Raw genomic sequence first — 15,525 nt, 5'->3', positions numbered from 1 at the left:
GCGGCGGGTGTCCGTCGCGCGGCGGGGGCGCCCGGGCAGGGGTGGACGCCGGGTCCGGACCGTTCGCGAGGTTGCGGCGGCACACCGGTCGCTCGGGCACCCGGACGCCGACTCCCGAGGGGGCCCCTCGGCGTCCGGCCGCTGTACGACGGCCGTCCGGTCCGCCCGGCGGCCTGTTCCTCCGCGAGGCCGGCGTCGGCGGGCGTCGCGACGGCGAACGGGCGCACCCGACCGCCGACCCGCGCCCGCCCCGAGCCGGCGGCCGCCCGGACCGCCGTCCCCTCCGGCGGTCCCGCCCCGGCCGCCCGCGCGGACCGCGCGCCCAACGGCCGGGCGGCAACCGCACGTTCCTTTGTCAGAAGCATTGACGAAACACGGGGCCGCTTCTACGGTCATCCGCGTCGTACTTCGTACGTCATATATGAGACGCGATACGCGAGATCCGATACGCGAGATCCGAGAGGCGCGCATGACCTCTGTGCCCACCCCGATCCCCTCCCGCACGCAGTACGTGCTGGAGGAGATCAAACGCCGCATCCTCACCGGCCGGCTGACGCCGGGCCAGGCCCTGGTCGAGACCGACCTCGCCGCACAGTTCGGGGTGTCCAAGACCCCGGTGCGCGAGGCGCTCAAGACCCTGGCCGGCACCGGTCTGGTGGTGATGAGCCAGTACAAGGGCGTCACGGTGCGCATGGTCGACGCGGACATGGCGCGCGAGGTCTACGACGTGCGCCTGCTCCTCGAACCCGAGGCCCTCAAGCGCGCCGTGCGGCGCGGCGCCTCCCTCGACGCCGCCCGCTCCGCGCTGACCCGGGCCGACGAGGCCACCGACACGGCCGAACGGTCGCTCGCCAACCGCGAGTTCCACCGCGCCCTCTACCTGCCGTGCGGCAACCCGCTGCTCGGCCGGATGCTCGACGAGGTCCGCGACCAGGCCGCCCTCGTCTCCGCCGTCGCCTGGGCCGCCGACCCCTCCTGGGAGCGGGAGGCCGGCGAGCACCGCGAGATCCTGCGGCTCGCCCTCGGCGGGGACGCCGACGGCGCGGCGCGCGCCCTGCACGCGCACATCGCGTCGTTCGTACGACGGGCGTTCCCCGAAGCGGGGTTCGACACCCCGGAGACCCAGGACGCCCCGGAAGCCCAGGACGCTCCGGAAACCCGGGGCGCCCGGAAAGAGGACGGTCAGGCATGACAAGGACGTTCGAGACCCAGCGGGCGGCCCTGGCCGACGTGGTGGCGATCCCGGTGACCCCGTTCGCCGAGGACGGCTCCGTCGACCCCGGCACCTACCGGGCCCTGCTGCGGCGTCTCCTCGACGGCGGCATCACGACCCTCACCCCCAACGGCAACACCGGCGAGTTCTACGCCCTGACCCCCGAAGAGCGCCGCCTGGTCGCCGAGTTGACCGTCGAGGAGGCCGGCGACGGCTCGGCGGTCCTGGTCGGCGTGGGCCACGACGTGCCCACCGCCGTCGCCTCCGCACGGCACGCCCGGGAGCTCGGCGCGCGGATGGTGATGGTGCACCAGCCCGTCCACCCCTACGTCTCCCAGGGCGGCTGGGTCGACTACCACCGCGCCGTCGCCGAGGCCGTGCCCGAGCTGGGCGTCGTCCCGTACATCCGCAACGAGCGGCTCGCCGGTGCCCGCCTGGCCGAACTCGGCGACGCCTGCCCCAACGTGATCGGGGTGAAGTACGCCGTGCCGGACGCGGCGAGGTTCGCCGCCTTCGCCCGGGACGCGGGCCTCGACCGGTTCGTGTGGGTGGCCGGCCTCGCCGAGCCGTACGCGCCCTCCTACTTCTCGGCGGGCGCCACCGGCTTCACCTCCGGGCTGGTCAACGTCGCCCCGTCCGTCTCGCTGAACATGATCGAGGCGCTGCGCTCCGGCGACCACCCGGCCGCCATGAAGGTGTGGGAGCAGATCCGCCGCTTCGAGGAACTGCGCGCCGCCAACGGCTCCGCCAACAACGTCACCGTCGTCAAGGAGGCCCTCGCCTCCCTCGGCCTGTGCCGCCGCGAGGTCCGCCCGCCGAGCAAGCCCCTGCCCGAGAGCGAGCGCGCCGAGGTCGCCGCCATCGCCGCCGGATGGTCCGCATGAGCGCCCCCGACCCGCGGCGCAAGCGGCCCGAGGAACTGCGCAGCCACCAGTGGTACGGCAGCGGCGTCGCGTCGGGCCTGCGCTCCTTCAGCCACCGCGCCCGCACCCGCCAGCTCGGCTACCTGCCCGAGGAGCACCTGGGCAAGCCCGTCATCGCGATCCTCAACACCTGGTCCGACATCAACCCCTGCCACGTCCACCTGCGGGACCGCGCGCAGGCCGTGAAGCGCGGGGTGTGGCAGGCGGGCGGCTTCCCGCTGGAGTTCCCGGTCTCCACCCTCAGCGAGACCTTCCAGAAGCCGACCCCCATGCTCTACCGCAACCTCCTCGCGCTGGAGACCGAGGAGCTGCTGCGGTCCTACCCGGTCGACGGGGCCGTGCTGATGGGCGGCTGCGACAAGTCCACGCCCGCCCTGCTGATGGGCGCCGCCAGCGCCGACCTGCCCGCCGTCTTCGTGCCCGCCGGACCCATGCTCCCCGGCCACTGGCGCGGGGAGACCCTCGGTTCCGGCACCGACATGTGGAAGTACTGGGACGACCGGCGGGCCGGCGTCATCGGCGACTGCGAGATGCAGGAACTGGAGAGCGGCCTGGCCCGCTCGCCCGGGCACTGCATGACGATGGGGACGGCGTCCACCCTGACCGCCGCCGCCGAGGTCCTCGGCGTCACGGTCCCGGGCGCGTCCAGCATCCCGGCCGTCGACTCCGGTCACGACCGGATGGCCGCGCGGGCGGGCATGACGATCGTCGACCTGGTCCACCAGGACCGGAAGCCGAGCGACATCCTCACCGCGGAGGCGTTCGAGGACGCGGTGACGACCGTCCTGGGGCTCGGCGGCTCCACCAACGCGGTGATCCACCTGATCGCCATGGCCGGCCGCGCGGGCGTGCGGCTCACCCTCGACGACTTCGACCGCATCGCCCGCACCGTCCCGGTGCTCGCCAACGTACGGCCCGGCGGCCGGACGTACCTGATGGAGGACTTCCACTTCGCCGGCGGGCTGCCCGGGTTCCTCTCCCGGATCCCGGACCTGCTCCACCTGGAGCGGCCCACCGTCTGCCACGACACCCTGCGCGAGCAGATCGCCGGCGCGCGGGTGCACGACGACGACGTCATCCGGCCCCGCGACAACCCGGTCGCCCCCGAGGGCGGGGTGGCCGTGCTGCGCGGCAACCTCTGCCCGGACGGCGCCGTCATCAAGCACATCGCCGCCGAACCGCACCTGCTGAAGCACACCGGTCCCGCCGTCGTCTTCGACGACTACAAGGAGATGCAGCGGACCATCAACGACCCGGCGCTGGACATCACCGCCGACCACGTGCTGGTGCTGCGGGGCGCCGGCCCCAAGGGCGGCCCGGGCATGCCCGAGTACGGGATGCTGCCGCTGCCCGACCACCTGCTCAAGCAGGGCGTGCGGGACATGGTGCGGATCTCCGACGCCCGCATGAGCGGGACGAGCTACGGCGCGTGCGTGCTGCACGTGGCCCCCGAGTCGTACGTCGGCGGACCGCTGGCCCTGGTGCGCACCGGGGACCCGATCACCCTCGACGTGGAGAACCGGACCCTTCGGCTCGACGTCGACGACGAGGAGCTGGAGCGGCGCAGGGCGCAGTGGACGCCGCCGCCCGTGCCGTACGAGCGCGGCTACGGCGCGCTCTACCACGACCAGATCACCCAGGCCGACACCGGCTGCGACTTCGAGTTCCTCGCCCGGCCGGGCGAGGTGCGGGACCCCTACGCGGGCTGAACCGCCGTTCGGACCGGCCCCCGCACACCTACGAAGAAAGCGCTTCACCCGCTCACGCACGACACAGCACGACGTACCGAGAAACGGAGAACAGTCATGGCCCAAGCCGCAGCCGTGGCGAAACCGCCCGAGCCACCCCGGCGGCGCCGTGCCTCCGCCACGCCCCGCAGGCTTCCCTATCTGCTGATCGCGCCGGCCGCCCTGCTCATGCTGGGTTTCATCGCGTACCCGGTCCTCAGCGTCTTCTACTACAGCCTGCAGGAGTACAACCCCACCAAGCCGTGGCGGAACGGCTACGCGGGCTTCGACAATTTCGTCCACATCTTCACCGAGGACCCGCTGTTCTGGGACACGCTGGTCTTCAGCGCCAAGTGGGTCTTCGTCGAGGTCGGCCTCCAGCTGCTGTTCGGGCTCGCGCTGGCCCTCATCGTCAACCAGACCTTCGTCGGGCGGGGCCTCGGCCGCGCCCTGGTCTTCTCCCCGTGGGCCGTCTCCGGCGTGCTGACCTCCGCGATCTGGGTGCTGCTCTACAACTCCCAGACCGGCATCACCCGCTACCTCGCGGACCTGGGCATCGGCGACTACGGCGTCAGCTGGCTGTCGGACACCTCCACCGTCTTCCCGGCGGCGGTCGTCGCCGACCTGTGGCGCGGCGTGCCCTTCTTCGCGATCCTCATCCTCGCCGACCTCCAGTCCGTCTCCAAGGACCTCTACGAGGCCGCCGAGGTCGACGGGGCCAGCCGCATCAAGCAGTTCTGGCACATCACGCTGCCGCACCTGAAGGACGCCATCATCCTGTCCACGCTGCTGCGCGCGGTGTGGGAGTTCAACAACGTCGACCTGCTCTACACGCTGACCGGCGGCGGACCCGCGGGCGAGACCACGACGCTGCCGCTGTACATCGCCAACACCTCCGTCGACGCCCACGACTTCGGCTACGCGTCGGCCCTCACCACGGTCGCGTTCGTGATCCTGCTCTTCTGCTCGATCGTCTACCTGCGGCTGAGCAAGTTCGGAGGCGAAAGCAAGTGATCACCAAAGAGGCCGCCCCGGCCGCCCCCGCCCCCGCGCGCACCGCCCCCGAACCGCCCCGCCCGGCGAAGAGGCACCGGGCCTGGGACGAGGCGCCCCGCTGGCAGATCTACCTCCCGCTGGGCATCTACCTGGTCTTCACCCTCGTCCCGTTCTACTGGATCCTGCTCTTCGCGCTGCGCCCGGCCGGCTCGACCTCGCTGGTCCCCTGGCCGATGACCTTCGACCACTTCGAGAAGGTCTGGACGGACCGCAGCTTCGGCACCTTCTTCTCCAACAGCGTGCTGGTCGGCGTCGCCACCCTGGTCATGACGACCCTGGTCGCCCTGGCCGGCGGCTACGCCCTCGCCCGGTTCGACTTCCGCGTCAAGCGGGGCTTCATGCTGGCCCTGCTGTGCTCCCAGTTCGTGCCCGGCGCGCTGCTGCTGGTCCCGCTGTTCGAGATCTTCGCCGAACTGCAGATGATCAACTCCCTCGGCAGCGTCATCATCGCCGAGACGGTCTTCCAGCTGCCGCTGTCGATGATCCTGATCAGCAACTTCATCAAGAACGTGCCGTACTCCCTGGAAGAGGCCGCCTGGGTCGACGGGTGCAACCGGATGAGGGCCTTCCTGGTAGTGGTCCTGCCGCTGCTGCGGCCCGGCCTGATCGCCGTCGGCTCCTTCGCCTTCGTCCACTCCTGGAACCACTTCCTGTTCGCCCTGATGTTCCTCAACAACCAGGAGAAGCAGACCATCCCGGTCGGCCTCAACACCCTGATGAGCGCGGACAGCGTCGACCTCGGCGCGCTCGCCGCGGGCGGCATCATCGCGGCCGTCCCCGTCGTGCTCGTGTTCGCCTTCATCCAGAAGTGGCTGATCACCGGGTTCAGCGCGGGGGCGGTGAAGGGATGACGGCGTCCCCGGCCTCCGAGGCCTCCCCGATGCCTTCGACGCCCTCCCGGACGGGAGCCCGCGCACCCCTGCCCGTCGTCCTCGCCGGCGCCCGTGGCCACGGCCGCTGGCACGTGGCGAACATCCGCCGGCTCCAGGACGAGGGGCTGGTACGGCTCGTCGGGATCTGCGAGCTCACCCCGCTCACCGAGGAGGAGTTCGGTGGCGGACTCCCCGAGCAGTCGGCCGACTTCGGCGCCCTGCTGGAGTCCACCGGCGCCCGGATCGCGATCGTCTGCACACCGATCCCGACCCACGCCGACCTGGCCCTGGCGGCGGCCGAGCGGGGCGTGCACCTGCTGCTGGAGAAGCCGCCGGCGCCGTCGTACGCCGAGTTCCGCCGGATGGCCGACGGAATCGCCGCGGCCGGGGTCGCCTGCCAGATCGGCTTCCAGTCGCTGGGCTCGCACGCCGTGCCCGCGATCCGCGAACTGGTCGCCGAGGGCGCCATCGGCCGGACCGTCGGGATCGGCGGGGCCGGGGCCTGGGTGCGCGACGAGGACTACTTCCGGCGGGCGCCCTGGGCGGGCCGGCGGCGGCTGAACGGCGCCGACGTGGTCGACGGCGCGCTCACCAACCCGCTCGCCCACGCCGTCGCCACCGCCCTCGCGCTCGACGGCAGCACCCGCGCCGAGGACGTCACCGGCATCGAGACCGAGCTGCTGCGCGCCCACGACATCGAGTCCGACGACACCTCCTGCGTCCGCGTCACCACCGCGCGGGGCGGACCGGTCACCGTCGCCGCGACGCTGTGCGCCGAGCGGGCCGGCGAGCCGTACGTCCTGGTGCACGGCACCAGCGGCCGCATCACCTTCTGGTACAAGCAGGACCGCGTGCTGCTCCAGCGCGCGGACCACGGCCCGGAGGAGTTCGAGTACGGCCGCACCGACCTGCTGGAGAACCTCGTCGCCCACCTCACCGACGGCACCCCCCTGCTGGTCACCCCCGACCGGACGGGCGCCTTCATGAAGGTCGTCGAGGCGATCCGGCGGGCCCCCGACCCGGCCCCGCTGCCCGCCGGCGCCTGGCGCCGCGTCCCCGGCGAGAACCGCCGGGTCGTGCCCGGCGTCGACGGACTCGTCGCGGCCGCCGCCGACACCCTGTCCCTCTACTCCGAGCTGGGCGCCCCCTGGGCGCGGCCCGCCGAGCACCTGCCGAAAGAGGTGAGCACCCGTTGAGCGGCAACGACTCCACGGTCCTGCGCGTCGCGGGCCGGCCGGTCGGCCGGTACGTCGTCCGGCCCGAGCTGCCGGCCCGGCTCTCCCCGCGCCCGTACCTGCATCCCGTCACCACCCTGGCCGGCACGGCGGTCACCGAGCTGAGCCCCGCCGACCACGCACACCACCTCGGCGTCGGTGTCGCCGTTCCCGACGTCGAGGGGCACAACTTCTGGGGCGGGCGCACCTTCGTCCGCGACCGCGGCCCGACCGAGCTGGACAACCACGGCTCCCAGCGGCACACCGCCTTCCAGCTGCGCGACCCCGACGGCTTCGTCCAGGAGCTGCGCTGGGTCGCCGCACCGGGCGAGCTGCTGCGCGAGCGCCGCACGGTCGCGGCCACCGCACTCACGGACCGCGCCTGGGCGCTGGACCTCACCTTCTCCCTCACCAACGTCACCGCCGCCCCGCTCTCCCTCGGCAGCCCCGCCACCAACGGCCGCCCCGGCGCCGCCTACGGCGGCTTCTTCTGGCGGGCCCGCAAGGAGGAGGCGGCACCGGACGTCTTCACCGCCGGCGCGGAGGGCGAGGAGGCGGTCCACGGCCGCCGCGCGGACTGGCTCGCCCTGGCCGGCTCCACCTGGACGCTGGTCTTCGCCGGGGCCACCGAACCGACCCGGCGCGACCCCTGGTTCGTGCGCACCGCCGAGTACCCGGGCGTCGGCTCCTCCCTCGCCCACGACGCACGGCTGCCGGTCCCGCCCGGCGGGACGGTGGTCCGCCGGATCGTCACCGTCGTCGCCGACGGCCGCCTCGGCCGGGACGAGGCGGCGGCCCTGGTCCGCAAGGCGGTGGGACCATGACCGCCGGGCGGACGGACCCCACCTACCGCAACCCGGTCCTGAACGCCGACTGGTCCGACCCGGACGTGATCCGCGTCGGCGACGACTTCTACCTGACCGCCTCCAGCTTCGGCCGCGCCCCCGGACTGCCGCTGCTGCACTCCCGCGACCTGGTCAACTGGACCCTCGTCGGGCATGCCCTCGAACGCCTCGAACCCGAGGCTGAGTTCGCGGAGCCCCGGCACGACTGCGGGGTCTGGGCACCGTCGCTGCGCCACCACGACGACCGGTTCTGGATCTTCTGGGGCGACCCCGACCGGGGCGTCTTCCAGGTCAACGCCCCCGGGATCCGCGGACCCTGGACCCGCCCGCACCTGGTGAAGGCCGGCAAGGGCCTGATCGACCCGTGCCCCCTGTGGGACGAGGAGACCGGCGAGGCCTACCTCGTGCACGCCTGGGCGAAGTCCCGCGCCGGCGTCAAGAACCGCCTCACCGGCCACCGGATGCACCCCCACGGCACCGAACTCCTCGACGAGGGCAAGGTGATCGTCGACGCCGACCGCATCCCCGGCTGGTTCACCCTGGAGGGGCCCAAGCTCTACCGGCACGACGGCTGGTTCTGGATCCTGGCGCCCGCCGGGGGAGTGGAGACCGGCTGGCAGGGCGCCTTCCGTTCACGGGAGTTCTTCGGGCCGTACGAGGAGAAGGTCGTCCTGGAGCAGAAGGACACCGACGTCAACGGACCCCACCAGGGCGGCTGGGTGCGCACCCCGTCCGGCGAGGACTGGTTCCTGCACTTCCAGCAGCGCGGGGCGTACGGCAGGGTGGTCCACCTCCAGCCGATGCGCTGGGGCCCCGGGGGCTGGCCGGTGATCGGGGACGACGGCGCCCCCGTCGCCGAGCACCGCCGCCCGGACCTGCCGCCGCAGCCGCCCGCCGCGCCCGCCACCGACGACGACTTCCCCGGCGGACGCCACGGCCGCCAGTGGCAGTGGACCGCCAATCCCAGGGAGGGCTGGACCACCCAGCACTCCGCCGACGGACTGCGGCTGACCTGTGTCCGTTCCGCCGACGCGCACGACCTGCGCACGCTGCCCCACGTCCTCACCCAGCGGCTGCCCGGTACCCCGTGCACCGTCGAGGTGGAGCTGCGGCTCGACAGCGGGGAGCCCGGCGCGCGGGCCGGCCTCGCGGTCCTCGGGGACGCGTACCGCTGGATCGGGCTCCAGCGGGGCCCGGACGGCACCGCGCACCTGGTGCACCGGTTCGCCGAGGCGGCCGCGGGGCAGGAGCGGGACGCCGATCACCCGCGGCCCGCCCCCGAGGGCCGGGCCCGGTTGCGCGTCGAGATCGGGGCCGGGGCGCGCTGCCGCTTCTCGTACGACACCGGGGACGGTTTCCGTCCCTCCGGTCAGGTCTTCGCCGCCACCCCCTGGCGCTGGGTCGGTGCCCTGCTCGGCCTGGTCGCCCTCGCGCCCGCCGGTCAGGGGCACGCCGGCGCGGCCGTGTTCACCCAGTTCAGGATCAGCGCCTCGTCCCACGGCTGAGCGCCGCCGGACGACGACCGTCCCCCCACAACGCCACATCCCGTTGGATCCAGGAGAAGAGAGCCGACCGATGAAGATCAGCAATCTCAGAAGCAGCACCGGCAGGCGCCGCACCTCGGCCGCCGTCGCCCTGGGGGCCGTGCTCGCCCTGACCGCCACCGCCTGCGGCGACGACGGCAGCGGAGCGGGCGGCGACAAGGGAGCCGAGGGCGACGGCAAGGGCAAGATCGTCTTCTGGGACAACAACGGCGGTGTCCGCACCGACATCTGGAAGGAGGTCATCGCCGACTTCGAGAAGGCGAACCCGGGCATCGACGTCGAGTACGTCGGCATCGCCGCCACCGAGTACCAGTCCAAGGTCGACACCGCCATCCAGGGCGGCGGCCTGCCGGACGTCGGCGGTGTCGGTGCCGCCATGCTCGCGGGCTTCGCCGCGCAGCAGGCGCTCGACCCGCTGGACGACCGCCTGGAGAAGTCCTCCCTGAACGGCAAGCTCAACAAGGACATGGTCGAGTCGCTGCGCGCCGCCGGCGGCGGCGACGACAGGCTCTACTCGATCCCGACCTCCGCTAACAACGGCGTGCTGTACTACCGCACCGACCTGTTCGAGAAGGCGGGCCTCGAGGAGCCGACGACCTGGGACCGCTTCTACGAGGCCGCCGAGAAGCTCACGAACAAGCGCAAGAACGAGTTCGGCTACACCATCCGCGGCGGCGCCGGCTCCATCGCCCAGGCCCTGGACGCGATGTACGGCCAGTCCGGCATCACCACGTTCTGGGACTCCAGCGGCAAGAAGGCCACGGTCAACGACCCGAAGAACGTCGAGGCCCTGGAGAAGTACGCGGGCCTGTTCAAGAAGGTCACTCCCGCGGCCGACCTGAACAACGACTTCACCAAGATGGTCGCGCAGTGGGACTCCGGCACGATCGGCATGCTCAACCACAACCTCGGGTCCTACCAGGACCACGTGAAGGCGCTCGGTGCCGAGAAGTTCCGCGGCATCCCGCAGCCCACCGGCCCCGGCGGCAAGCGGGTCCAGGTCTCCAACCCGGTCGACGGGCTGGGCCTGTTCAAGAGCTCCAAGAACAAGGAGGCCGCCTGGAAGTTCATCGAGTACGCCACCTCGCACGAGGCGAACTCGAAGTTCAACGAGTCGGCCGGGCAGGTGCCGTCGCACACGGACGCCGCGAAGGACGCGTGGATCGCGAAGGCGGAGCCGACCAAGCTGGCCGCGGACGCGCTGAACGACGGCTCCACGACCATCGTCCAGCTGCCGTACTACCTGCCGGACTGGAACACGATCTCCAAGGCCGACAACGAGCCGAACTTCCAGAAGGTGCTGAACGGCGACCTGAGCGCGAAGGACTTCCTGGACAGGCTGGCCGAGCAGTTGAACGAGGCGCAGGCGGAGTGGGACGAGCAGATGGGGTGAGTCCGCTCGCGGACCCGCCGTGGGACGGCCCGTCCGCTCCGGGCCGCGGGCCGTCCCCTCCCTCCGCAGAGCCCTCCCTCCCCCTGCCGACAGGTCCGGGTCTCCCTTCCGAAAGGTCCAGGTCCCCCACCGAAAGGCACCGCCCCGTGTCCCTGAGCCGCAGACGGGTCTCCTCGGCCGCACTCGCCGCCGTTCCCCTCGCCCTCGCCACGACCGGCACCGCGCAGGCCGCCCCCGGCCGCCGCGCCCGCACCCTCCACATCGCCGGCGACTCCACCGCCGCCCGGAAGTACGCCGACGCCGCTCCCGAGACCGGGTGGGGCACGGCGCTGCCCTTCTTCCTCCACCGGCACCTGGACGTGGCCAACCACGCCGTGAACGGGCGGAGCTCCAAGAGCTTCGTGGACGAGGGGCGGCTCGAGGCGATCCTCTCCTCCGCCCGGCCCGGGGACCTCCTGCTGGTCCAGTTCGCGCACAACGACGAGAAGGCCACCGATCCGAGCCGCTACACCGAGCCCTGGTCGACGTACCGGCAGTACCTGCGGCTGTACGTCGACGGGGCGCGGGCCCGCGGGGTGCGGCCCGTGCTGGCGACCGCCGTGGAGCGGCGGCGGTTCGACGCGGGCGGCGACGCCGTGCCGAGCCACGGCGAGTACCCGGCGGCGATGCGGGCGCTGGCCCGCGAGGAGCGGGTGGCGCTGCTCGACGTCCAGGCCCTGTCGCTGGCGCTGTGGCGGGAACTCGGGGCCGAGGAGACCACGAAGTACTTCAACTGGACGCCCACCGAGCAGGACAACACGCACTTCAACCCGCCGGGCGCGATCGCCGTGGCACGACTGGTCGCCCGGGAGCTGCTGCGCACCCGGGTGCTCGCGCCGCGCGACGTGCGCAGGCTGGACGAGACGGTCCCGGAGTCGTGGATCACCTGGCCGGAGGCCACCGCGTAACACCCCCGAACCCAAGGAGAACAGCACCGTGAACGGAACGAAGTGGCATGCCCATGCCACAGTGAGAACCGCTTCGCTGGCCGGCTGCACCGCCCTGGTGCTGGCCCTGGCCGGCACCGGAGCCCAGGCGCACTCCCCGTCCCCCCACCGCGACGCCGCCCGGCAGACACTGGCCCCGAACGACGGCTGGGCCGCCCACGGCACCGGCACCACCGGGGGCGCCGCCGCGGACGCCCGGCACGTGTACACCGTGACGAACTGGGCCGAGTTCAAGGCCGCCCTGGCGGACGGCGGCAGCGCGCCGAGGATCATCAAGGTGAAGGGGACCATCGACGCGGTCTCCCAGGGCTGTGAGGCGTTCGCCGCGCCCGGCTACGACTTCGGCGCCTACCTCGAGAAGTACTCCCCGCAGGCCTGGGGGTACGAGGAGGACCTGAGCGCCGAGCCCGACGACAGCCCGGAGGGGCTGCGCAGGGTGTCGGCCGCGAACCAGGACCGGGCCATCAAGGTGAACATCCCCGCCGACACCACCCTCATCGGCATCGGCAGGAACGCCGGGATCAAGGGCGCCAGCCTGCAGATCAGGAACGTGGACAACGTCATCGTCCGCAACCTCACCCTCGAGAGCCCGGTCGACTGCTTCCCCCAGTGGGACCCGACCGACGGCGACCGGGGCAACTGGAACTCCGAGTACGACACCGCCGTGGTGTACGGCTCCACGCACGTCTGGTTCGACCACAACACCTTCACCGACGGCGAGCACCCCGACAGCGAGGCACCCGTCCACTTCGGCATGCTGTACCAGCAGCACGACGGACAGCTGGACATCGTCCGGGGCTCCGACTACGTCACCGCCTCCTGGAACGTCTTCACCGAGCACGACAAGACGATCCTGATCGGCAACAGCGACAGCGAGTCCACCGCCGTCGGCGACCGGGGCAAGCTGAAGGTGACCTTCCACCACAACCTCTTCTCGAAGCTGACCGAGCGCACGCCGCGCGTCCGCTTCGGAGAGGTCGACGTGTACAACAACCACTTCGTGGCCGACGCGGGCTACGGCTACAGCTTCGGCATCGGCAAGGAGTCCCGACTCGTCGCCGAGCACAACGCGTTCACCCTGCCGAAGGGCGTCAGCCCGGCGAAGGTCCTCAAGCGGTGGAACGACTCGCCGCTCACCGCCGCGCACAACCGGGTCAACGGCAAGCGCGTGGACCTGATCGCCGCGCACAACGCGGAGAACCCGGAGGCGGCCCTCCGGTCCGGTGCCGGGTGGACCCCCGTGCTGCGCACCGCCGTCCACCCGGCGCAGGCGGTCCCGGCACTGGTCAAGCGGCACGCGGGCGCGGGCCGCATCCGCTGACACCCCCGAGAGCCGGCCGGGGCGGGAGGCGTCCCACCCCCACTGAGGGGCGCCCCCGCCCCGGCCTTCGCACCGTCCGCACCGAAGGAGCACCCGCATGCGTCCGCCCCACGGCCCCGTGCCCCTGTCCAGAAGGGGCCTGCTGCTGGCCGGCGCCACGGCCGGCACCGCGCTCGCCCTGCCCACCACCACCGCACGGGCCGCGGGCCGGCCGCGCCACCCGTTCGGCCGGTACGGCTCACCCGCCGCGCGCCTGACCCCGAAGACCCTGTACGTCCACCCGGGCGGCGCCGGCGACTTCACCACCGTCCAGGCCGCCGTGGACGCCGCGACCGGCACCGGGCGCACCCTGGTCGTCGCACCGGGCACCTACCGCGAGACGGTCTCGGTCGACGCCGACCGCACCGACATGACCTGGCTCGGCGCCTCCGGGAACCCCCGCGACACGGTCATCGTGTACGACAACGCGGCCGGCACCCCCAAGCCCGGCGGCGGCACCCTCGGCACCTCCGGTTCGGCCACCACCACCCTGCGCCCCGACGGCTTCACCGCCCGCGGGATCACCTTCGCCAACGACTGGCTGCGCACCGACCTCCCCGGAACCGGCGGCACCCAGGCCGTCGCCCTCAAGGTCCAGGGCGACCGCAGCGCCTTCACCCACTGCCGGTTCCTCGGCCACCAGGACACCCTGTACGCCGACACCCTCTCCCTCGGCACCTTCGCCCGCCAGTACTTCGCGCACTGCTACGTCGAGGGCGACGTCGACGTCGTCTTCGGCCGGGCGACCGCCGTCTTCGCGCACTGCCACTTCCGCACCCTGGTCCGCCCCGACCTGACGGGCGCCCCGTACGGCTTCGTCTTCGCGCCCTCCACGGCCGGCGCCAACCCGCGCGGCTACCTGGTCACCGGAAGCCGGATCAGCAGCGAGGCCCCCGACGGCTTCTACAAGCTGGCCCGCCCCTGGGTGCCCAGCTCCGACCCCACCGCCCGGCCGATGCTCACCGTCCGGGAGACCCACCTCGGCGCCGGCATCGACGCGGTCGCGCCGTACACGGACATGTCGAGCGGCCACCCCTGGCAGGAGCAGCGTTTCGCCGAGTACCGCAACACCGGGCCGGGCGCCGTGATCACCGTGCCGGAGAACCGGCCCCAGCTCGGTCGCGCCGAGGCCGCGTCCCACACCCCGAAGGCCCACCTCGGGGACTGGCGGCCCCGGTGACGGCCCCCTTCCCCGGCCCGCCCGGCCTCCACCGGGCGCTCAAGGACGACCTGCGCTTCCCGCTCGCCTGGGGCACCTCGCCGATCCGCGACTTCCCCGCGTGGCGGCGGGCGGCCCGGGCCAAGGTGGAGGAGCTGCTGGTCGTCCCCCGCCAGGACGACACCCCGCACGCGCCGGAGTTCACGCACCGCGCCGAGGCCGACGGCTTCACGCGCGAGCTGGTGACCGTCTCCCTCACCCGCTACGCACGGGTCCGCGGCGCCCTGCTCACCCCGCGGGGCCCCGGCCCCTTCCCGGCCGTGCTGCTGCTGCACGACCACGGCTCCCGGTTCGACATCGGCAAGGAGAAGGCCGTCCGGCCCTGGTACGACGACACCCGGCTCGCCTCCGCCGAGGAGTGGGCCGCCCGGCACTTCGACGGCCGCTTCGTCGGGGACGAACTCGCCCGGCGCGGCCACGTGGTGCTGTGCCTGGACGCCCTCGGCTGGGGCGACCGCGGGCCCCTCGCCTACGAGCAGCAGCAGGCGCTGGCGAGCAACCTCCTGAACCTCGGCTCCTCGCTCGCCGGCCTCCACGCCCGCGAGGACCAGCGGGCCGCGGCCTTCCTGGCGGGACTGGACCGGGTGGACGCGCGCCGGGTCGCCGCCCTCGGGTTCTCCATGGGCGGCTACCGCGCCTGGCAGGTCGCCGCCCTCGGCGACGACGTCGCGGCCGCGGCGAGCGTGTGCTGGATGACGGGCCTGAAGGAGATGATGGTCCCCGGCAACAACACGCTGCGCGGGCAGTCGGCGTTCCACATGCTCCACCCCGGGCTCGCCCGGTACCTCGACATCCCCGACGTGGCGAGCATCGCCGCACCCCGGCCGATGCTGTTCTTCCACGGCGGGCGCGACGCCCTGTTCCCCGCCGACGGGGTGCGGGCCGCGTACGACAGGCTGCGCGCCGTCTGGAACTCGTGCGGGGCCGGGGAACGGCTGCGGCTGAAGGTCTGGCCCGGGACCGGCCACGTCTTCGACGCCGCGATGCAGGAGGAGGTCCACGCCTGGCTCGGCTCCGTCCTGTGAGACCGGGCCCGGTCCAGCGGGGGCCGCGGACGCCCCGCACCGCGGACGCCCCCGCCGGGTGTGGTACCGGCGGGGGCGCCCTCGTCGGCCCGTCCGGATGGGGGTCCGGAGAGCCGGGACTCCGGCCGCCCGAGGGGGGTCGGGCGCA

General features: G+C 73.0%; 13 protein-coding genes. All 13 read left to right on the top strand.

Annotation, left to right across the window (positions count from 1 at the left end):
- Positions 1-469: 469 nt before the first annotated feature.
- The 13 genes from CP969_RS10485 to CP969_RS10425 all read left to right on the top strand — a co-directional run bounded on the left by CP969_RS10485 (position 470) and on the right by CP969_RS10425 (position 15,377).
- Positions 470-1,192 carry a GntR family transcriptional regulator gene (locus CP969_RS10485; RefSeq protein ID WP_004989693.1) on the top strand — a complete coding sequence of 241 codons (723 nt, stop codon included), beginning with the start codon at positions 470-472 and terminating at the stop codon, positions 1,190-1,192.
- The gene (locus CP969_RS10480; RefSeq protein ID WP_004989695.1) at positions 1,189-2,097 is read left to right on the top strand and encodes a dihydrodipicolinate synthase family protein; all 909 of its coding nucleotides are present in this window, start codon (positions 1,189-1,191) and stop codon (positions 2,095-2,097) included. The genes CP969_RS10485 and CP969_RS10480 overlap by 4 nt, the downstream gene beginning before the upstream one ends.
- Positions 2,094-3,845: an L-arabinonate dehydratase gene (gene araD, locus CP969_RS10475; protein WP_016826815.1), complete on the top strand. Its 1,752-nt coding sequence runs from the start codon at positions 2,094-2,096 to the stop codon at positions 3,843-3,845. The genes CP969_RS10480 and araD overlap by 4 nt, the downstream gene beginning before the upstream one ends.
- Before the next feature lie 96 nt (positions 3,846-3,941).
- Complete coding sequence (locus CP969_RS10470; RefSeq protein WP_004989698.1) at positions 3,942-4,877, top strand: carbohydrate ABC transporter permease; 936 nt, start codon at positions 3,942-3,944, stop codon at positions 4,875-4,877.
- A complete protein-coding gene (locus CP969_RS10465; protein ID WP_016826816.1) occupies positions 4,874-5,770 on the top strand; it encodes a carbohydrate ABC transporter permease in 897 nt (298 codons plus the stop codon). Before CP969_RS10470 ends, CP969_RS10465 begins: the two co-directional genes overlap by 4 nt.
- Before the next feature lie 29 nt (positions 5,771-5,799).
- Positions 5,800-6,987, top strand: a complete 1,188-nt coding sequence (locus tag CP969_RS10460; RefSeq protein WP_026085288.1) for a Gfo/Idh/MocA family protein — start codon at positions 5,800-5,802, stop codon at positions 6,985-6,987.
- Positions 6,984-7,829, top strand: coding sequence for a DUF6807 domain-containing protein (locus tag CP969_RS10455; RefSeq protein WP_004989703.1), 846 nt, complete (start codon positions 6,984-6,986; stop codon positions 7,827-7,829). Before CP969_RS10460 ends, CP969_RS10455 begins: the two co-directional genes overlap by 4 nt.
- Entirely contained in the window at positions 7,826-9,355 is a 1,530-nt protein-coding gene (locus tag CP969_RS10450; RefSeq protein WP_016826818.1) for a glycoside hydrolase family 43 protein, read from the top strand. Before CP969_RS10455 ends, CP969_RS10450 begins: the two co-directional genes overlap by 4 nt.
- A gap of 70 nt (positions 9,356-9,425) precedes the next feature.
- Complete coding sequence (locus CP969_RS10445; protein WP_016826819.1) at positions 9,426-10,787, top strand: ABC transporter substrate-binding protein; 1,362 nt, start codon at positions 9,426-9,428, stop codon at positions 10,785-10,787.
- A gap of 146 nt (positions 10,788-10,933) precedes the next feature.
- On the top strand, positions 10,934-11,734 hold the full coding sequence (locus CP969_RS10440) for a rhamnogalacturonan acetylesterase (RefSeq protein WP_016826820.1): 801 nt from the start codon (positions 10,934-10,936) through the stop codon (positions 11,732-11,734).
- 28 nt (positions 11,735-11,762) lie between these two features.
- Positions 11,763-13,094, top strand: a complete 1,332-nt coding sequence (locus CP969_RS10435) for a pectate lyase family protein (protein WP_026085289.1) — start codon at positions 11,763-11,765, stop codon at positions 13,092-13,094.
- Positions 13,095-13,191: 97 nt separating this feature from the next.
- Positions 13,192-14,313, top strand: coding sequence for a pectinesterase family protein (locus CP969_RS33785; RefSeq protein WP_016826822.1), 1,122 nt, complete (start codon positions 13,192-13,194; stop codon positions 14,311-14,313).
- Positions 14,310-15,377 carry a dienelactone hydrolase family protein gene (locus tag CP969_RS10425; protein ID WP_016826823.1) on the top strand — a complete coding sequence of 356 codons (1,068 nt, stop codon included), beginning with the start codon at positions 14,310-14,312 and terminating at the stop codon, positions 15,375-15,377. The genes CP969_RS33785 and CP969_RS10425 overlap by 4 nt, the downstream gene beginning before the upstream one ends.
- The last annotated feature ends 148 nt before the right edge of the window (positions 15,378-15,525 follow it).

It is taken from the genome of Streptomyces viridosporus T7A (assembly GCF_008704515.1).
GTDB classification, from domain to species: Bacteria; Actinomycetota; Actinomycetes; order Streptomycetales; family Streptomycetaceae; genus Streptomyces; species Streptomyces viridosporus.
Note: the sequence above shows the minus strand (reverse complement) of the source record. Positions and strands in the feature narration are given on the sequence as shown.

Bases quoted from the DNA above. Each gene is read 5' to 3' on its own strand.
- CP969_RS10470 (WP_004989698.1), top strand. From the start codon at position 3,942: ATGGCCCAAGCCGCAGCCGTGGCGAAACCGCCCGAGCCACCCCGGCGG.
- CP969_RS10460 (WP_026085288.1), top strand. From the start codon at position 5,800: ATGCCTTCGACGCCCTCCCGGACGGGAGCCCGCGCACCCCTGCCCGTC.
- CP969_RS10485 (WP_004989693.1), top strand. From the start codon at position 470: ATGACCTCTGTGCCCACCCCGATCCCCTCCCGCACGCAGTACGTGCTG.
- araD (WP_016826815.1), top strand. From the start codon at position 2,094: ATGAGCGCCCCCGACCCGCGGCGCAAGCGGCCCGAGGAACTGCGCAGC.
- CP969_RS10445 (WP_016826819.1), top strand. From the start codon at position 9,426: ATGAAGATCAGCAATCTCAGAAGCAGCACCGGCAGGCGCCGCACCTCG.
- CP969_RS33785 (WP_016826822.1), top strand. From the start codon at position 13,192: ATGCGTCCGCCCCACGGCCCCGTGCCCCTGTCCAGAAGGGGCCTGCTG.
- CP969_RS10480 (WP_004989695.1), top strand. From the start codon at position 1,189: ATGACAAGGACGTTCGAGACCCAGCGGGCGGCCCTGGCCGACGTGGTG.
- CP969_RS10450 (WP_016826818.1), top strand. From the start codon at position 7,826: ATGACCGCCGGGCGGACGGACCCCACCTACCGCAACCCGGTCCTGAAC.